General features: G+C 69.5%; 17 protein-coding genes and 1 tRNA gene. 9 read left to right on the top strand and 9 right to left on the bottom strand.

Annotated features, from left to right (window positions below; genetic code table 11):
* Window position 1 precedes the first annotated feature (1 nt).
* From ACIBH1_RS43805 to ACIBH1_RS43795, 3 genes are read left to right on the top strand one after another with little or no spacing between them, the layout of a single operon-like run.
* The gene (locus tag ACIBH1_RS43805; protein WP_397320024.1) at window positions 2-454 is read left to right on the top strand and encodes a MaoC family dehydratase; all 453 of its coding nucleotides are present in this window, start codon (window positions 2-4) and stop codon (window positions 452-454) included.
* Window positions 455-490: 36 nt separating this feature from the next.
* Complete coding sequence (locus ACIBH1_RS43800) at window positions 491-952, top strand: SigE family RNA polymerase sigma factor (protein WP_397320023.1); 462 nt, start codon at window positions 491-493, stop codon at window positions 950-952.
* The gene (locus tag ACIBH1_RS43795) at window positions 949-2,016 is read left to right on the top strand and encodes a TolB family protein (RefSeq protein ID WP_397320022.1); all 1,068 of its coding nucleotides are present in this window, start codon (window positions 949-951) and stop codon (window positions 2,014-2,016) included. The genes ACIBH1_RS43800 and ACIBH1_RS43795 overlap by 4 nt, the downstream gene beginning before the upstream one ends.
* Here the strand turns inward: ACIBH1_RS43795 and ACIBH1_RS43790 are convergent.
* The 6 genes from ACIBH1_RS43790 to ACIBH1_RS43765 all read right to left on the bottom strand — a co-directional run bounded on the left by ACIBH1_RS43790 (window position 2,009) and on the right by ACIBH1_RS43765 (window position 7,437).
* Entirely contained in the window at window positions 2,009-2,245 is a 237-nt protein-coding gene (locus ACIBH1_RS43790; RefSeq protein ID WP_397320021.1) for a hypothetical protein, read from the bottom strand. The two genes, ACIBH1_RS43795 and ACIBH1_RS43790, sit on opposite strands and share 8 nt — an antisense overlap.
* Window positions 2,245-3,762, bottom strand: coding sequence for a radical SAM protein (locus tag ACIBH1_RS43785; protein ID WP_397320020.1), 1,518 nt, complete (start codon window positions 3,760-3,762; stop codon window positions 2,245-2,247). The genes ACIBH1_RS43790 and ACIBH1_RS43785 overlap by 1 nt, the downstream gene beginning before the upstream one ends.
* Window positions 3,759-4,484, bottom strand: coding sequence for a prolipoprotein diacylglyceryl transferase (locus tag ACIBH1_RS43780; protein ID WP_397320019.1), 726 nt, complete (start codon window positions 4,482-4,484; stop codon window positions 3,759-3,761). The genes ACIBH1_RS43785 and ACIBH1_RS43780 overlap by 4 nt, the downstream gene beginning before the upstream one ends.
* On the bottom strand, window positions 4,477-4,740 hold the full coding sequence (locus ACIBH1_RS43775) for a hypothetical protein (RefSeq protein WP_397320018.1): 264 nt from the start codon (window positions 4,738-4,740) through the stop codon (window positions 4,477-4,479). The genes ACIBH1_RS43780 and ACIBH1_RS43775 overlap by 8 nt, the downstream gene beginning before the upstream one ends.
* A gap of 477 nt (window positions 4,741-5,217) precedes the next feature.
* Window positions 5,218-5,865 carry a response regulator gene (locus tag ACIBH1_RS43770; RefSeq protein WP_397320017.1) on the bottom strand — a complete coding sequence of 216 codons (648 nt, stop codon included), beginning with the start codon at window positions 5,863-5,865 and terminating at the stop codon, window positions 5,218-5,220.
* A gap of 84 nt (window positions 5,866-5,949) precedes the next feature.
* Complete coding sequence (locus ACIBH1_RS43765; protein ID WP_397320016.1) at window positions 5,950-7,437, bottom strand: sensor histidine kinase; 1,488 nt, start codon at window positions 7,435-7,437, stop codon at window positions 5,950-5,952.
* Window positions 7,438-7,570: 133 nt separating this feature from the next.
* Here ACIBH1_RS43765 and ACIBH1_RS43760 point away from each other — a divergent pair, with 133 nt between their 5' ends.
* The 3 genes from ACIBH1_RS43760 (at window position 7,571) to ACIBH1_RS43750 (ending at window position 9,280) form a co-directional block, all read left to right on the top strand.
* Window positions 7,571-8,110, top strand: a complete 540-nt coding sequence (locus tag ACIBH1_RS43760) for a hypothetical protein (RefSeq protein WP_397320015.1) — start codon at window positions 7,571-7,573, stop codon at window positions 8,108-8,110.
* 57 nt (window positions 8,111-8,167) lie between these two features.
* A tRNA-Arg gene (locus tag ACIBH1_RS43755) sits at window positions 8,168-8,240 on the top strand.
* A 470-nt stretch (window positions 8,241-8,710) separates the two neighbouring features.
* Entirely contained in the window at window positions 8,711-9,280 is a 570-nt protein-coding gene (locus ACIBH1_RS43750) for a DUF6461 domain-containing protein (protein WP_397320014.1), read from the top strand.
* A 362-nt stretch (window positions 9,281-9,642) separates the two neighbouring features.
* Here the strand turns inward: ACIBH1_RS43750 and ACIBH1_RS43745 are convergent, their stop codons facing one another.
* From ACIBH1_RS43745 to ACIBH1_RS43735, 3 genes are all read right to left on the bottom strand, one after another.
* Window positions 9,643-9,915, bottom strand: a complete 273-nt coding sequence (locus ACIBH1_RS43745) for a hypothetical protein (protein ID WP_397320013.1) — start codon at window positions 9,913-9,915, stop codon at window positions 9,643-9,645.
* Between the two features lie 197 nt (window positions 9,916-10,112).
* Entirely contained in the window at window positions 10,113-11,126 is a 1,014-nt protein-coding gene (locus ACIBH1_RS43740) for a substrate-binding domain-containing protein (protein WP_397320012.1), read from the bottom strand.
* Window positions 11,127-11,651: 525 nt separating this feature from the next.
* Window positions 11,652-12,284, bottom strand: coding sequence for a M15 family metallopeptidase (locus ACIBH1_RS43735; RefSeq protein WP_397320011.1), 633 nt, complete (start codon window positions 12,282-12,284; stop codon window positions 11,652-11,654).
* A gap of 88 nt (window positions 12,285-12,372) precedes the next feature.
* Between ACIBH1_RS43735 and ACIBH1_RS43730 the strand changes: the two genes are divergently transcribed.
* The 3 genes from ACIBH1_RS43730 to ACIBH1_RS43720 all read left to right on the top strand — a co-directional run bounded on the left by ACIBH1_RS43730 (window position 12,373) and on the right by ACIBH1_RS43720 (window position 17,475).
* On the top strand, window positions 12,373-13,071 hold the full coding sequence (locus tag ACIBH1_RS43730) for a response regulator transcription factor (protein WP_397320010.1): 699 nt from the start codon (window positions 12,373-12,375) through the stop codon (window positions 13,069-13,071).
* Window positions 13,064-14,281: a sensor histidine kinase gene (locus ACIBH1_RS43725; RefSeq protein ID WP_397320009.1), complete on the top strand. Its 1,218-nt coding sequence runs from the start codon at window positions 13,064-13,066 to the stop codon at window positions 14,279-14,281. The genes ACIBH1_RS43730 and ACIBH1_RS43725 overlap by 8 nt, the downstream gene beginning before the upstream one ends.
* A 98-nt stretch (window positions 14,282-14,379) precedes the next feature.
* Window positions 14,380-17,475, top strand: coding sequence for a BTAD domain-containing putative transcriptional regulator (locus ACIBH1_RS43720; protein WP_397320008.1), 3,096 nt, complete (start codon window positions 14,380-14,382; stop codon window positions 17,473-17,475).

Raw genomic sequence — 17,475 nt, 5'->3', positions numbered from 1 at the left:
CATGCGGACCTTTGCGAACGTGCAGGAACTGAAGGCGGCCGTCGGCGAGACCTTCGGCCCGACCGAATGGCGCGAGATCACCCAGGAACGGGTGAACACCTTCGCCGACGCCACCGACGACCACCAGTGGATCCACGTCGACGCGGAGAAGGCGAAGGACGGCCCGTTCGGCGGCACGATCGCGCACGGCTTCCTGACGCTGTCGCTGCTCCCGTCGTTCCTGCCGGAGCTGCTGGCGGTGACCGAGCTGAAGATGATGGTCAACTTCGGGCTCAACAAGGTGCGCTTCCCCAAGCCCGTGCCGGTCGGCTCGCGCGTGCGCGCCACGGGCGAGCTCGTCGACGTCAAGAACAGCCCGGCCGGGCACCTGGCCACGCTGAAGGTCTCCATCGAGGTCGAGGGGGAGCGCCGCCCGGTCTGCGTGGCCGAGTCCCTGCTGTTGTTCGTCTCCTGATGCAACACTTGCGGTCCTCGAACGGTCTTGTGGGGTGTGGAGCCATTCGAGGAGTTCGTCCGCGTCCGCGGTGAGGCGCTGTTCCGGTACGGCTTCGCGCTGACCGGCAACGCGCAGGACGCGGCCGACCTCGTCCAAGAGGCGCTCGCACGGCTCGGCGGCCGCTGGAGGCGCGTCGACAACCACGAGGCGTACGTCCGCACCGTCATGGTCAGGCAGCACATCAACGCCTGGCACCGGCGGCGCAGGGAGCGACTCGTGCCCGAGGTGCCCGAACAAGGGCGTTTCGACACGTACGGCGACGCCGACCTGTGGGCCGAGCTGCAGGCACTCCCGCGCAAGCAGCGTGCCGTACTGGTGCTGCGTTATTACGAGGACCGGTCCGACGAGGAGATCGCCGAGATGCTCGGCATCTCCCGCGGCACCGTGCGCAGCCAGGCCTCGCGCGCGCTCGACAAGCTCCGGATCGGGCGAGTCACCCAGGAGGCGTGGCGATGAGGGACGAACGGGAGCTGGGCCGGGTCATCGCCAGGGGAGTCCGGACGGTCGATCCTCCCGCCGATCTGCTCGGCGGGGTCGCCCGGCGCCGGCGACGCCGGGCGCGAAGGCAGATGGCGTTCACCGCGCTGGCGGTGGTCATGGTCGTCGCGGGGTCGTCGCTGGCGTTCTGGCGGGCGGCGCCGCAGGTCGCCGTCCAGCCGGTTCCCTCGGTGGAGCGGCAGTGGCCGCAGGCGGTGGTCAAGCTGCCGGTGCGGTCGGCCGACGGCAAGAAGTACCGGCCGGTCGCCGCGCTCGGCCCGACCCGGATCCTGGTGGCGGTGGAGTCCGGAGTCGAGAGGATCGAGCGGCTGGAGACCTTCGACACCGTCACCCGATCCTTCCGCGTGCTCGGCGTGACGCCCCAGGCCAGGGCCGCCAGGTTCGAGGTGGGAGCCTCGTCCGTCGCCTGGTCGGGGCGCGGGGGAGAGCTGTGGGTCATGCCGCTCTCAGGGGGTACGGCACGGCGGGTGGGCACGGCGCGGGGCGAGGTGGGGGCGCTGAGCGTGACGCCGAGCCACCTGGTCTGGTCGGTCGACCGCTCGGGTGTCTATCGGGTGCCCCTGGGCGGCGGGAAGACCGAGGTGGTCTCCGACAGCCTGCGCCTGCAAGCGTGGCCATGGGCGGCGAGCTACGTGGACGGGAACCCGAGCATGCTCCATGACCTGGAGAGCGGGCGCCAGATCAAGATCGATACTGCGTCCTCCAGCCACGTGCGCTGCGCACCGCGGTGGTGTGTCGGCCTGAGGAGCGGAGCGCTCGCGGTCTGGCGCCCGGACGGCTCCGGCCTGAGGTTCCTCGCCGGATCGAACAACATCGGCGACATCCTGAACGACCGGTTCGCGCTCTCGCACCCTCCGGGCGAAAGCGTGGTCCTCGACCTGGAGAGCGGCCGGACCGGGGTGATAGGGCCGTCGTCCGACTTCGGTTCCGGCTGGTCCTACTCGACGTCGACAGTCGTCTACTGGGACCGGGAGGCCGGCGGCGAGGAGTTCAGCCTGCTCAATGTGCTGGCCATCAGATGAACGATTTCACGATCACCGCCACGGCCGCGACCGCGATCAGCCCCAGATAGGCCAGCACCAGCCGGGTGTCGCGCAGCACGCACTTGCTCTGCTTCAACCCGGCCCGCCGGGCCTTGGCGTACCCCACGAACCCGAGCACCGCGAAGCCCGCCGCGGCCCACGGCCCGAGCAGCCACCCGAGCAGGGCGATCGTCGCGTAGACGCACAGTCTCAGCGGATCGTGAGGCATCACGCACCCCTGACCGCGATCGACAACCGCTGCCTGGACAGCTGCGGCCAGGCCTGGACGGCGCAGAACGGCGCGCACTGGTCCTGTTCGGCGCGGGTGCCGACGTGCACGCAACATTGCGTGAGCCGTTCCTCGATCATGGTGTTCAGGTCCATGAACGGCTTGATCGTGATCCGGACGACCCGCTCGCCGAGCATCCTGCGCAGCTTCTTGCGCCTGCCGGGCAGCGCGGAGGAGGCCAGCGTGAGCAGGGTCGACACGCCGAGGTCGCAGTTTTCGCAGATGTTGCGCCACAGGTCGCCGACCTGCGGGTGCGACAGCGACGACTGCTCGGACAGCAGGCCCAGCAGCGATTCCTGGACCGCGGCCCGCAGCTCCTTGGGCAGTTCGGTGTCGGCGATGCGGTTGGCGACCAGGCCGAGGTTCTCCTTGAGCCGATCATGGCCGATCAGCGCGGTCAGCGAGCGCCACCGGCCGGCGTCGTCGCGGATCATGTAGCCCACCGAGCAGCAGTGCGGATGCGAGCACGGCAGGGCGGTCAGGTCGCGCCAGGTGACCTTGCCGTCGGTCTGCGGGCCGAGGCGCGTGAGCACGCCGGTGTGGGTGAGCCGGTCGTCGGGGTCGATGCTCGAGCTGCGCCCGGAGCCGAACTGCGGCTGGATGGACACGCCGCCCACGAACGGGGTGGCCAGGGCGGTCTCGATGACGGCGCCGATCTCGTGGTCGTTGACGCCCAGCGCCGCGGTCATGACGAGCGTGGTGAAGATCTCGTTGCCGGACAGCCTTCGTACGGCTTGCGCCTTCTGGCGGGTGAGGTCACCGCCGCGGTGGTGCCGGGAGGCCTCGGCGGAGACGCCGTCGAACTGGAGGTAGACCTCGACCCGTTCCCGATATCTCGTGATCAGGTCGAGCAGGGCGTCGTCGTGGGCGATCAGCAGTCCGTTGGTGTTGATCAGGATGCGGGTGATCGGCCTCGCGTGCAGCTCCTCCAGGAGCTTGGGCAGGTCGGGGTGGAGGGTGGGCTCGCCGCCGCTCAGCATCAGGACGTCGAGGCGGCCGTTCTCGCGCTCCAGGCGCTGGTCGATGTTGGCCAGGACGTCGGCGAGCGGGACCACGCCCTTGAGGTCGGGCGAGCTGTCGGCGAAGCAGGTGGGGCAGCGCAGGTTGCAGGTCTCGGCGATGTCCTCGAGCAGGATGCAGGTGTGCTGGGTCTGCATCTCCGGCAGGCCCTTGAGGTAGGCGCTGGGGATCGGGTCGAAGTTGCCGGTCAGGTCGGGGGTGTGTTGCTTGGTGGGGGCGGTCCACTCCTCCAGATATTTCAGGATTTCTGGGTCTTCGTCGTAGAGGGTGGTGATACGTCCGTGGTCGGGGCAGCCGCGTTCCAGCCACACCCTTCCGTCGCGCTCGGCCAGGTAGCCGCTGAGCCTGCGGACCTGCTTCAGGTCGTCGTGCGGGCATCGGGGGCAGAAGGCGTTGACGTAGCGGAGGATGCGGTCACCCCGCAGTCGCATGCTCATGCTTGGACCTTTCGGGCGAACAGCGGGGTGTAGTAGCCGCGGCGGTTGCCGTACCAGAGCCTGATCGCCAGCAGGACCAGGCCGGGGAGCAGGAACCACTGCGGGCGGGTGAGGTCGAGCCAGACCGTCTCGTTGGCGCGGGTGAACTCGACGAGGAAGCGGAAGGCGGCGTAGGCGGCGACGTAGAGCGTGAACAGCTCGCCGGGCTGGGTCAGGCGCTTGCTCGCCCACACGATCGCGGCGAAGGCGGCGAGGTGGAAGACGATCTCGTAGATGAAACTCGGGTGCATGGGCTCGCCGGTCAGGCAGGCGGGGCATTCGGGGGTCGTCGCCGGTGCGTGGATGCCCCAGGGGAGGGTGGTGGGCCTTCCTGGGGCTTCGGTCAGGTGGCAGCCGATGCGGCCGACGGCCATGCCCAGGGCGACGGCGGGGGCGAAGAGGTCGCCCGTTTTTCCGTGATACTTGATGATTTTCTTGGTTATCAGCACGCCGACGTACGCGCCCGTCAGGCCGCCCAGGATGCTGCGCGAGCCGTACAACCACAACTCGCCCAGATCCAGCGACTCGGCCACCCCCGCCAGGCGCATCCCGATCGCGCCGCCGACCAGCGCGCCGGTCACCGTGGCCAGCGACTGCTCGTTGAGCGCACCGCGGCGCCGCGCTTCACGGACGAAGACGATCGACGCGGTCAGGACGCCTAGGGCGACGAAGAGCTCATGCATACAGACCTGGGTTCAGGCCGGTGCACCAGCCGGCGGAGACGATCGAGACCAGGGCCCAGCCGATCATCAGGCCCATGCCCAGGCCCTTCGTCCAGGGGCGGCGCAGCAGGATCAGGGTCAGGCCGCCGGCCAGGGCGACCAGGGCCAGGAGGATGGTGGCTATGAGGACCGGCGTCTTGGAGGAGGCGGAGGCCAGGACGGCCACGGCGGTGGCGATGTTGATGAGGATGAACAGGGCGAAACCGGCGAAGGCCATGCCCACGACCATGCCTGTGGAGGACGGCGGGGGCTGGGGCGACTGGGCCCAGGGGTGGGGGTGCTGGCCTGGAGGGGGTCCTGGGGGCGGGGGTCCGGGGGGCGGGGCCGCTCCGTAGGGTGCGCCGCCGTGGGGTGGCGTGCTTCCGTAGGGCGGCATGTTTTCGTGCGGTGGCGTGCTTCCGTGCGGTGGCAGCCCGCTCTGCGTTGGGCCGCCCCCGTGCGGCGGCGTGCTTCCGTGCGGCGGCGTCCCGCTCTGCGTTGGGCCGCCCCCGTGCGATGGCGTGCTTCCGTGCGGCGGCGTCCCACTCTGCGTTGCGCCGCCCCCGTGCGACGGAGTACCTCCACCCGGAGGCGCGCCCCTCCCGTCGTCGGCCCCGTTGCCCCGGCCGTTGCCTCTGTCGTCGCCGCCGTCCGAACTCGCTGGCCCCTGCGGTGGTGTGCTCATACCGCCCCCCTGTCGAGCACCAGATTAGGCTCAGCCATCGCCCTCGGCATAGTAGATGGCGGCCTGAACGCGACTCTTCAACCCGAGCTTGTTCAACACCCGGCTGACATGCGTCTTGGTCGTCGCCTCCGCCATGTCGAGCTCCTTGGCGATCTCCGCATTGGACAACCCCCGGGCGACACAGGCCAGCACCTCCCTCTCCCTCGGCGTCAACGCCTCAAGCTGCTCAGGCTGCCGCCGCACCGGCTGCTGCGCGAACGCCGTGATCAGCCGCCGCGTCACCGACGGCGAGATGAGCCCCTCACCCCGGGCCACCAACCGCACCGCGCCGACGAGCGACTCGGCATCGGTGTTCTTGAGCAGAAACCCCGCCGCACCCGCCCGCAACGCCCCGAACACGTACTCGTCGACGTCGAAGGTCGTCAGGATGAGCACATCCGTCACCCCCGCCAGCTCACGCGTGGCCGAGATGCCGTCGAGCTTCGGCATGCGGATGTCCATCAACACCAGGTCAGGCCTCAACTCGAGCGCCATCGCCAGCGCCTGCTCCCCGTCGGCGGCCTCGCCGACCACCTCGATGTCACCTGCGCCGTCGAGGATGAGCACGATGCCCGTCCTGACCGCGGCGTGATCGTCGGCAACGAGCACCCGAATCCGCCGCTGTCCCTGCTCAGCCATACACCCGGCCCTTTCCTCGGCACAGCCTTTCCGCTGGTGCCGTACACGCTTGCAGCAGCCCTCTCTCGACCATCCCCCTCACCATCAGCCGTCCTCCCCGGCCGCCCCTCGGTCCGCGGCGGCCCCTCGGTCCCCTGCCGCCCCTGGGTTCGCGGCCGCCCCTCGATCTGCAGCCGCCCCTCCGCTCGCGGCCGACCCTCCACTCACGGCTGGCCCACCGCTACCCCCGGCTGGCGCACCGCCGCTCCCGGCCGCCCCGATTCCGCCGCCCCCGAGCGCCCCCATCCCGCCGAGCGGCAAACGCGCCCACACCCGCCACCCCTCCCCGCGAGCCTCGTCCCCACGTGGCCCCTCACCGCGCAACCCCTCACCGCGCAAACCGTCCCCGCGGGGCCCGTTCCCGCGAAACCTGTCCCCGAGAGGCCCCTCCTCGCGAGGCCCCTCCCCAGGGGACCCTTCCCCACGCCCTCCATCGACGTACGGCCCAGCCTCGAACTCGCCCCCCACGAGAGCCGCCCGCTCCCGCATCCCGATCAGCCCCGCCCCCGACCCCGGCAACCCCGACCGACCGGCCCCGTTGACCGAGTTGTCCACCGTCAACGTCACATGCCCCGGCGCATACGCCACCACCACCCGAGCCCGCCCCCGCCGATCACCGTGCTTGAGCGCGTTGCTCAGCGCCTCCTGAATGATCCGGTACCCCGCCAGATCCACCGACGCGGGCACCTCACCCGGCGTGCCTTCCACGCTGAAGTCCGACTCGAGCCCGGCCCGCCGCGACCGCTCCACCAGCGCACCCGCATCCGCCAGCCGAGGGCGCGTGGCCTCGTCGACCTCCTCGCCGTCCTGGCGCAACAGCCCGATCATCGTCCGCATCTCGGCCATGCCGCTCAGGCTGTTCTCCCGCACCGACTCCATGATCTTGCGCACGGTCCCCGCATCAAGGTCAGGTCGTGACAACGCCGCCGTGGACTGGATCGCGATCGCGCTGAAATGGTTGGCGATGGTGTCGTGAAGCTCCCTGGCCATACGTGTGCGCTCAGCGGTGATCGCCGCCTGACGGTCGAGCTCGGCCAGATGCGCCACCTGATCGGCCCGGGCGCGCTCGGCCAGAGCCTGGTCACGATGCTGCCGCAGGACGAGCGCCGTCGTGACCGGCGTGACGAGCACCAGCGCCGACTGCACCCCCACCAGCGCGAGCGGCTTCCAATCGCCCGTGATGAACCCCGCCGTGGCCCCCGCCGCCACCGCGATGATCGTCGTCACGCCGAGCATCCACCGCCCCAGCTTCGCCGGGCCATACAGGCAAGCGGCGTAGAGGTTGTCGGTATAAACCAGCGCCGTCGGCAGCGTAGGCGCCACGAACGCCACGTCGATCGCGAATCCGATCGACCCCACCACCAACGCCCCCACCGGCCACCGCCGCCGGATCACCACACCGCAGCACGTCAGGGCCAACGGCAATATAGTCGCCCACCAGGGCACACCATCCCGGTGCACGACGGCCCCGCCGAGGATCAGGACGAGACCCACGGCGAAGACGCCGACGGCATAAAGGGCCTCGCGCTTCATGCCCCCTATGACATCACCCTCGAACCAGGCACTGCTCCACCCCGGGTGCACCCTGTGGATAAGCAGAAAGTTGTACGCCGAGTTCGTCCCCCCGACCAGGAACCCGACCGTTTCCCACCGGGATGATGGATACATGGTCTTCGCTGTCATCATCGCGTGCGAAATCGGCTTCTGGGTGCTGATCGCGCTGGGTCTCGCCAGCCGCTACCTGTGGAACAAGCGCACCCTCAGCAACATCCTGCTGCTCAGCACGCCGGTCCTCGACCTGATCCTGCTGGCCGTGGCCGTACTCGACATGCGATCAGGCGCGACCTTCGACCTCCGCCACGGCCTCGCCGCGGCCTACCTGGCCTACTCGATCGTCTTCGGCCACCGCACCATCAAATGGGCCGACGCCAAGTTCCACCACCGCTACGCCGGCGGCCCCCCGCCCGCCCCGGCCCCCACCGGCCCCGCCCGCACGCGCTACGAGTGGGGATTCTGGCTCCGCATCCTCCTGGCGTACGGCATCGCGTGCGGAGTGCTGGTGGCGATGGCCTGGATGGTGGGCGACTCGTCAGCCACTTCGGGGATTTACGAGTTCATGGGGGGTTTGGCGAGGGTGCCGTTGATCGCTCTGATCTGGCCCGTCAGCTACACGTTCTGGCCGAAGAAGGAGGAGACACGGACCTGATTGGGGAATCCGGTTCGAGGCATCGCCGGATACCCGCTATGCTTGCTTACGCAGCGAGCGGCCGTAGCTCAATGGATAGAGCATCTGACTACGGATCAGAAGGTTAGGGGTTCGAGTCCTCTCGGCCGCGCTCCAGCTCAAAGGCCCTTCGGGAAGATCCCGGAGGGCCTTTTGCGTGGCCGTACAGCAGCTTTGTACAGCAACGCCCTCGCGCTTGGCCGTCTGATTCCGACGTCAGATGCTTATTCACATGGAAGCCGCGGGGAACGCTGGCAAGCGAAGCATCGGCTACGCGAACGAGCCCTGGAAGGGTGAGCGCCTGACGCGCGCAGAGGCCGAGGCTACAACTGACAGCATGATCGAGCTGGCGTAGCTGACCAGCGCGTAACCGCGATGGCGGTCCGGTCAAGTGTCAGGACCCGTGGCACAGATCCGGCTCGGGAAGGGAGCTCCACCTTCACCACCGGCCCTTGGTCCGCTTACCTGCCGGGTGGGACGACGGCGACGGGATGATCAGACCGGAAAGCGGTCTCCGGCCTGAACCTTGTCAGATTTCTTTGGAAAGATCGCTTGATCGTCGTGCTTCGGAAGGTGCCTGCCATGGTCAAGGCGAATGCAGCAACCTATGAGTGGCTCTACCAGGAGTTCACAGATGACATGGATGACACTTGGCTCTGTGCCTGCTTTGTGCAAGGCGTGCCTCCCGACGAGTGCTTACGACGGATCAACGTGGTGCCGGGCAGTCCCTTGATCGGGGACGGTCTCGGTGTTGCCGCCGTCCCTGCGCGGGGAGGAACAGTTCTGGTCGAATGTGGGTGGGGTGGTGTGGTCTATAGCCAGGCCGGACTTCTTTCAGCGGGTTCCTCGGCTGCCGCTGTACTCGTAACGAGCGAGGGCAGGGACTTCGTGTTTCATGAGAACGGCGCCTTGATCACGGCCTTCGATCTGTACTTCTATAGCGAACGACAGGGCGCCAGACCCGATCGCCTGCAGAGTGATGTCACCGATCTTGGACTGCACGTCGACGTGGACGCGCCAGGGTACGTCGACAACTCCGTCGCGGCTGCCCTGGCCCTCGCGGAGCGGGTCACCGGTGTCCACCTCTCACCCGCGGCATACCAACGCACCGCACTGGTTGGCTCCACAGAGCATCTGGATCCCTACGTTTAGGCTCACGAAGAGAGCGCGGGTCCGCAGCGATCTGTGCTTGCTCGAGCAGGTTGGCCACGGTGGGCTGGCGAAAGCAGCGAGAAGAAGAGTGAGCTAGTCGCCAAGGTTGGCCAGGCCAGGTTGGTGTCGCCTTGCCCGGGCTTTGCTGTCTACCCCGCTTGGAAGGAGTCGTTCCCCGATCTGTCACCGCAGCGTTCGCCGACATCCCATCGGGACACGGTCAATGGTCTCGACATCCTCCCAGCGTTCGGAGCCTTGAGCATGTCTAGGCCGTGCTGAACAGCGAGAGGTTGACCCCCCGAGCATCAGCCGCGAGCTGAGGCAAGGATCCAGACTCGGAGGAAGTCCCCGGCCGGAGTCTTCTACGGGAACGGGTCGTAGTCGGGGTACTCGGTGCAGTCGATGGGGATCGGCCCCCCTGGCACTTCTGGGTTGCATTCACAGGCGATGCCGTCGAAATCTGCATCGAAAAAGTCTGGGTCGCCGGGATGCGCATTCATGTGCTCCTGCGCCTCGCGCTGGGTGGGGAAGTCGCTGCAGTCGAGGTCGAATTCATGGTCCGCCCATGCGGGCGTGCTGGTGAAGGCAAGGGCCGCAGCTGCGAGCGCCGCGGCGAGCCTGTGAAGAGTGTCCATATTCGACGGTAGGCACCTTCACCTGGCCGCGACGGCAAAGCTCCAGGAGATCTCGCGTGGCGCGGTTATGTGGGTCGACGACGTGGGCGCAGCCCGAGGGGTGGTCGAGTAGGCGATGGGCCAGCGCTTTCACGGCCGAAGCACGACGCACGTCGCATCGTGTCATCAGCCTTGGAACCGCGTGGCGATACCAGAGATCAGGCGGCCACAGCGGTACCGCGTATGACGAGTTCGGTGGCGAGTTCGATGTGATGCGACTCGATCGTCTCCCCAGCCGCCAGTCGCAGCGCCGTGCGTACGGCGATGACGCCCATCTGGCGCAGTGGCTGGCGAACGGTCGTCAGCTGGGGTGATGTCATGGTGGCGATCTCGGTGTCGTCGAACCCCACCACACTGAGGTCCTCGGGGATGCGCAGGCCGCGGGCCCTGGCGGCCTGGATGGCGCCCATGGCGCTTTCGTCGCCGGCGGCGAAGATGGCGGTCGGGGCGGGGTCCAGGTCGAGGAGGGCGGCGCCTCCCTCCATACCGTCGGGGTAGCAGAAGCCCGCGAGGCGGATGTAGTCGTCCAGGACCGGGACGCCTGCGGCCTCCATGGCGGCGCGATAACCGTGCATGCGTGCCTGGTTGGTGGTCGAGGTCGCGGGGCCGCCGAGGTAGGCGATGCGGCGGTGGCCAAGGCTCAGGAGGTGCTGGGTGGCGGCCAGGCCGCCGGCGAAGTTGGTGGAGCCGACGCTGGTCACGGGAGCCTCGGGCAGCTGCAGGGGGTCGATGACCACGACTGGGAGGCGGGCGAGGGAGAGGGCGGCGAGTTGGTGAGGGGTCGGCACGCTCATGAGGGTGATCAATGCTCGGCGGCCGGCGGCGGCCAGGTCGCGGGCCCAGGAGACGTCCTTGTCGGCCAGGTCCTTCGGGTAGGTGACGACGACCGCGACGCCAAGCTCGGCGCCCGCTTCGACGGTGCCCTTGATGACCTCGGTGGAGTAGGCGCACAGGTCGTCTACCCACATTTCGACGGTGGCGGTGGCCTGGGGTTGGTCGCGGTGGGAGGTGGGTGGCGTGTAGCCCTGTTCCAGGAGTAAGGACTGGACGAGCGAGCGGGTGGTGGGTGCGACGTCTGGGCGGCCGTTGAGGACCTTGGAGACGGTGGCCACGGAGACACCAGCCGAGGCGGCGACGGCGGCCAGCGTGGTACGTCCAGGATTGCGTGGCACCGGCTTCTCCTTATGCCTGGCAGTTTCCCGAGAGGGTGATCAGCCGTGGTCGTAGCCCTGGAGGGTGCAATGGGGCGTTGGTACGGCACAGCCCGGTAGATCCGCAGGACACCAGCATGCTTGCGGCATGCGAGATGCGGCAAGCGTATTAACGCTCGACAGGCGACCTAACGATCGGTAAGTGGCTGGCGCAGACGCTTTGCGCTCTGGCGCAGACCCTTTGCGCTCTGGCGATCGTGGCAGCGGGCGAGGCACCTCCCGTGCGCCCGTGGGAGCGGGCGACGCACCTTCTGTGCGCCCGTGGCAGCGGGCGAGGCACCTCTCGTGCGCCCATGGCAGCGGGCGACGCACCTTCTGTGCGCCGTGGTTCGCATCGCACAGGTGCGCCTGGTCATTTTCGCGAGATCGAGCCAGCGCTGGAAGGGGGAAGGCGATGGCCCCGGTGTGTGAATGGGCTGGCGACCATCCCGGGCCGGACGGTTCCCGATGTGCGTCGGCACGCGAACCGAGCTCCGCTGCCGTCTGTCACGACGAGCGCTTCTTGGAGCCGGTGATCCGTGGGTCCTCGGTCGGATCCGCGTACATGGCCGGGCAGCCCCGCTTGACCGCCTTCGGCCGCAACTCGTAGTGCCAGGGCTCGTTCCGATAGATCTGGCACAGGCCATATCGCCCCCCATGCCGCGAAAGCCACTCCGCCGCCCCCGCCGGCCCGATGTCGATGGCATCCCCCGACACGTGCGCGGACTTGTCCGGCGTGGCGACCCACCGGGCGGCCTCCTCCGGCGAGCCGTACTCGGTGATCGCGTCCTCCAGCAGCCGCTCCTGGTACTCCTCGGAACGCCACCCGCTGTTGACGTTGAACTCGACGCCGTCCTCCTCGGCGTCAGCGGCCGCGTGCCGTACGGCAGCGAGCAGGTCGGGGTCGAGTTTGGCCACGGCTGCCAACTCGTCGTCGAAGACCGAGACCTTGTCGGGGACGGCGCCGTCGGCTCCCTGAGAACGGGAGCCGGACCCCCGTGGGTCGAAGACGTCGCCCAGGGAGACGGCCGATGTCGTCATCAGCTGCCAGGCGAGAGTCGCGGCGATCACGGCGATGATCGCTGCCACGCCGACGACAAGGAGCCGGCGGGCGCGTGTTGTTGCAGTGTTGATGACCATGCGGTCAAGTGAAGGAAATGCCGCGTTACCAGCACGTATGCGGTTTCCGATATGCCAGCGATATGTGTGGGTTCGTAGCATCGGTGGCATGCGAGTGTTGATTGTCGAGGACGAGCCCTACATGGCCGAAGCCATCCGCGACGGGCTGCGGCTGGAAGCGATCGCGGCCGACATCGCCGGAGACGGGGAGACGGCGCTCGAGTTGCTGACGGTCAACACCTACGACATCGCCGTCCTCGATCGGGACATTCCTGGACCGTCTGGTGATGAGGTGGCGGAGCGGATCGTCGCCTCCGGGAGCGGTATGCCGATTCTCATGCTCACCGCCGCCGATCGGCTCGACGACAAGGCTTCGGGGTTCGAGCTCGGTGCCGACGACTATCTCACCAAGCCGTTCGAGCTCAGGGAGCTGGTGCTTCGGCTGCGGGCGCTTGATCGGCGGCGCGCTCACAGCCGGCCTCCGGTGCGGGAGCTGGCCGGGCTGCGGGTGGATCCGTTTCGGCGGGAGGTCTACCGGGATGGGCGGTATGTCGCGCTGACCAGGAAGCAGTTCGCCGTGCTGGAGGTTCTGGTCGCGGCGGAGGGTGGGGTGGTCAGCGCCGAGGAGTTGCTGGAGCGGGCGTGGGATCAGAACGCCGACCCGTTCACCAATGCGGTGCGCATCACCGTCTCCGCGCTGCGGAAGCGGCTGGGGGAGCCGTGGATCATCGCGACGGCTCCGGGAGTGGGGTATCGCATCGAGACCGGCGACTCGCCCGCCCTGGCCGGGAGCGCGGAGCATGAGTAGCAGACCCCCCGGGCTGAGCGTCCGCTTCAAGCTCACCCTCAGCTACGCCGCCTTCCTCATCATCGCCGGCACGCTGCTCCTGGCCGTCGTGTGGGTCTTCCTGCTGCGCTACGTCCCCAACAGGCCGATCATGGCTCTGGGCGGCTTCGTCCCCAACCAGGGCGACCTGCTGCGCGCCTTCGCCCCGGCCGCGGCGTGGGTGATGGTCTTCCTGGTGGTCTTCGGCCTGGTCGGCGGGTGGATGCTCGCCGGTCGCATGCTCGCCCCCTTGGCCCGCATCACCCAGGCCACGCGCAAGGCCGCGAGCGGGTCGCTCTCGCACCGGATCTGGATGCCAGGGCCCAAGGACGAGTTCCGCGAGCTGGCCGACGCCTTCGACACCATGCTCGCCCGGCTGGAGGCCCAGGTGTCCGAGCAGCAGCGGTTCGCGGCCAACGCCTCCCACGAGCTGCGCACGCCGCTGGCGATCACGCAGGCCCTGCTCGACGTGGCGCGCAACGACCCGAAGCGGGAGACCGACGAGCTCATCGAACGGCTCCACATCGTCAACACCCGGGCGATCGACCTGGTCGAGGCGCTGCTCGTGCTCAGCCGGGCCGACCAGCGGCGCTTCGCGAAGGACAGCGTCGACCTGTCGCTGGTCGTCGAGGAGGCCGCCGAGACGCTGCTGCCGCTGGCGGAGAAGCAGGGTGTCGCCATCGAGACGTCCGGCGAGGTCAGCAGGGCGATCGGGTCGCATGTGCTTCTGCTGCAGATGGCGACGAACCTCGTGCACAACGCGATCGTCCACAACCTGCCTGAGGGTGGGACCGTCTGGGTCGACACCTCGGTGGGTCCTGGGTCGGTGGTGCTCTCCGTCAGCAACACGGGCGCCGTGCTTGCGCCGCAGCTGGTGTCGACGCTGACCGAGCCGTTCCAGCGGGGCACCAAGCGCATTCGCAACGATCACGCGGGGGTGGGGCTGGGGCTGGCGATCGTCAAGAGCATCGTCCACGCGCACGAAGGCACCCTCAGCATCATCGCGCGCGCCGCCGGAGGACTCAACATCACCGTCCGGCTACCGGCGGCACCCCCGCACCTGCCGACCGCGCCGCCGCACCTGCCCGCCGCATCGCCCCACCTGCCGACCGGATCGCCGACCGGATCGCCGACCACCCCGCCCCATCCGCCCGCCGTGCCACCGCGCCCGCCGACGACCCCAGACCGCTAGCAAACCTGGACCGCTAGCAAACCCGGACCGCTAGCAAACCCGGACCGCTAACAAACCCGGACCGCTAGACAAATGCCGCAGATGGCAAGCTAGCCCCCGTGCAGATCTCCCTCCTCGGCCCGGTAGCAGCCACCCCCGATGACGCCTCCCCGGTCGACATCCCCGGCACCCGCCTGAGGATGCTCCTCGCGCGCCTGGCCCTCGAAGCGGGCAGGCCGGTCCCCGCCGACTCCCTCATCGACGCCATCTGGGGCGAGGAGCCCCCGGCCGGTGCCGCCAGCGCGCTGCACGGCCTGGTCTCGCGCCTGCGCCGGGCCCTGGGCGGCGCCGAGACCGTGGAGCTGGTCGCCGGCGGCTACCGCCTGCCGTTGCGCCCCGACGACGTCGACGTGCACCGTTTCGAGCAGCTGGCCGCGCAGGCCAGGCGGGAGCTGGCCGCGGAACGGCCGCACGAAGCCTCCTCCCTGCTGCGCACCGCCCTGGCGTTGTGGCGGGGCGCCGCGCTCACGGACGTGCTGGACGCCCCGTTCGCCCGAAATGTCGCCGCCCGGCTCGACGAGTTGCGCGCCGCCGTCGCCGAGGACTTCTTCGACGCCGAGGTACGGCTGGGCCGCCACGCCGAGGTGCTCGCAGACCTGGGAGCCGCGGCCGCCGCCCGTCCGCTCAGCGAGCGCCTGGCCGAGCTGCGCATCCGTGCCCTGTCGGCGGCGGGTCGGCAGTCGGAGGCGCTGGCGGTGTTCGAGGAGGTGCGCGGCAGGCTCGGCGACGAGCTGGGCGTCGACCCCTCCGCCGAGCTGCGCGCCGTCCATCTCGCCCTGCTGCGCGGCGAACTGGACCGCCCCGCCGTACAGCCGCAGGCCGCGCCCAGCCAGCTCCCGGCCAGGCTGACCAGCTTCGTCGGGCGGGAACGCGAGCTCGGAGAGCTCGCGCGGCAGATGGACGCCGCGCGGCTGGTGACGATCGTCGGGCCGGGCGGCGCGGGCAAGACCAGGCTGGCGCTGGAGGCCGCGGACCAGGTCGAGGTGCGCACGTGGTTCGTGCCGCTCGCCGGTGTCACCCAGCCGGACCAGATCGCCGACGCGGTGCTCAGCGCCTGTGGAGGACTGTTCGAGGGCGGGTTCAAGCCCCAGGCGCCCGCCGCCGCTCGGCTGGCCGCGCAGCTCGACGTCGGCCCCGCCGTACTCGTCCTGGACAACTGCGAGCATCTGGTCGAGGCCGCCGCCGAGCTCGCCGAGCAGCTGCTCGTACGGCTGCCGCAACTGCGCATCCTGACCACGAGCCGGGAGGCGCTGGCGATCACCGGCGAGGCCCTGTGTCACCTCGGCCCCCTCGACCTGCCCGTCGAGGACGCGGACGTCGCCGAGGCCGCCGATTCCGCCGCCGTCCGGCTGTTCGTCGAACGGGCCCGCGCCGTACGGCAGGGCTTCGAGCTCGACCAGGCGAGCCTGCAACCGGTCGTGGAGATCTGCAGGCGGCTGGACGGCATGCCGCTGGCGCTCGAACTGGCCGCCGCCAAGATGCGCGTGATGAGCGTGGCTCAGATCGCCAAGCGCCTGGACGACCGCTTCCGCCTGCTCGCCTCCGGAAGCAGGACCGCGCTGCCCCGCCAGCGCACGCTGCTCGCGATGGTCGAATGGAGCTGGGACCTGCTGGAGGAGCCCGAACGGTTGCTGGCGGCCCGGCTGGCAGCCTTCCCCGGCGGCGCCGACCTGGCCGCGCTGGAGGCGATCTGCTCCGACGAGTCGCTCCCAGCCGACGACATGCTCTACGTCGCGGGGGCGCTGGTCGAGAAGTCCATGATCCAGGAGACCGGCGACAGGTACCGGATGCTGGAGACCATCCGCGCCTACGCGGCCGACAAGCTCCCTGAGCCGATCACCGAGGGCTTCCGCACGTACTACCTGGCGCTGGCCGAGGAGAACGAACCGCTGCTGCGTACCAGAGACCAGCTGCGCGCCGTCGAGGTCTTCGACGCCGAGCACGACAACCTGGCCGCCGCGCTGCGCACCGCCGTCGAGGCGCGCGACGCCGTCACCGCCGCCCGGTTCGTCCGGTCCATGATCTGGTACTGGGGCATGCGCGGCATGTCCACCCAGTCCGATGCCTTCCTGGGCGAGGTGCTGGCGTTCGGCGACGAGCTGCCCGCCGACGCGCGTGCCGCCTTCGAGGTCGTGCGCTCCACGTCAGGCCGCGGAGGTGGGCAGGAGGTCCACGAGAACCTCCGACTTCCCGGGGTGACGAAGTTCCACAACGCGCTGCCGCTGCTCCGCCTGTCGCAGCTCGCCACCCAGGACGCCCAGGACCTGGAGGCGCTCGACTCGCCCGACCCCTGGGTCCGCGCCAGCGCCAACTGGGCCTACGACTTCATGCTCACGGAACAGGGCGACCAGGACACCGGCGCCACCCGCCGCGAAGAGGCCCTGCGCCTGTTCGAGCAGGTCGGCGACCGGTGGGGGCTGGTCATGAGCCTCGTACGGCAGAGCCGCGTCCATGGACTGCGCGCCGAACACGATCGTGCGATCCCCCTCTGCGAGCGAGCCGTGACCATCGCCGCCGAACTCGGCACCGAACAGCACCTGTTCATCACCAAGTCGCACCTCGCCCAGAACCGGATGCGCGGCGGCGACCTGGACGGCGCGATGGCCGACATCCACGCCGCCCGCCGTCAGGGACGCGAGCTCGGCCACCGGCGGCTGGAAGCCAGCATGCTGTTCCCGCTCGTGGAGGTCCTCCGCCACGCCGGCGACCTGAAGCAGGCACACCAGATCGTCGACGAGCTCGAGACCCTCATCCACCGGCTGCCGGGGCCGCCCCAGCTGAACACCGACGTGATCGTCGCCTCCCGCCTGGGCGTCTACGTGACCGAGGGCGCGGCAGGACGCGCCCGCGAGGTGCTGCCCCAGGCCCTGCGCGGCATCCTGGCCCACACCAACGCCAACGCCATGGCCTGCGGCGCGGAGATGCTGGCCAGGGTGCTGTGGCTGGAGGGCGACGCCAAGGGGGCGGCGACGGCGCTGGGGATGAGCCAGGTGCTCAGGGGCGTCTTCGACGAGGGGGAGGTCGACGTTGCCCGCCTCGTGCCCGTGCTGGCGGGGGAGCTGGGCGAGGGCGGCTACGCGGACGCCTATCGCGCCGGGTCGGAGCTGCCCCGGCAGGAGGCGATGGAGCGGCTGCAGGAACATGTCGGGGAGTAG

The organism is Nonomuraea sp. NPDC050663 (assembly GCF_044456985.1).
In the GTDB taxonomy this organism is placed as follows: Bacteria; Actinomycetota; Actinomycetes; order Streptosporangiales; family Streptosporangiaceae; genus Nonomuraea.
This window is presented reverse-complemented; position numbering and strand designations above follow the sequence as displayed.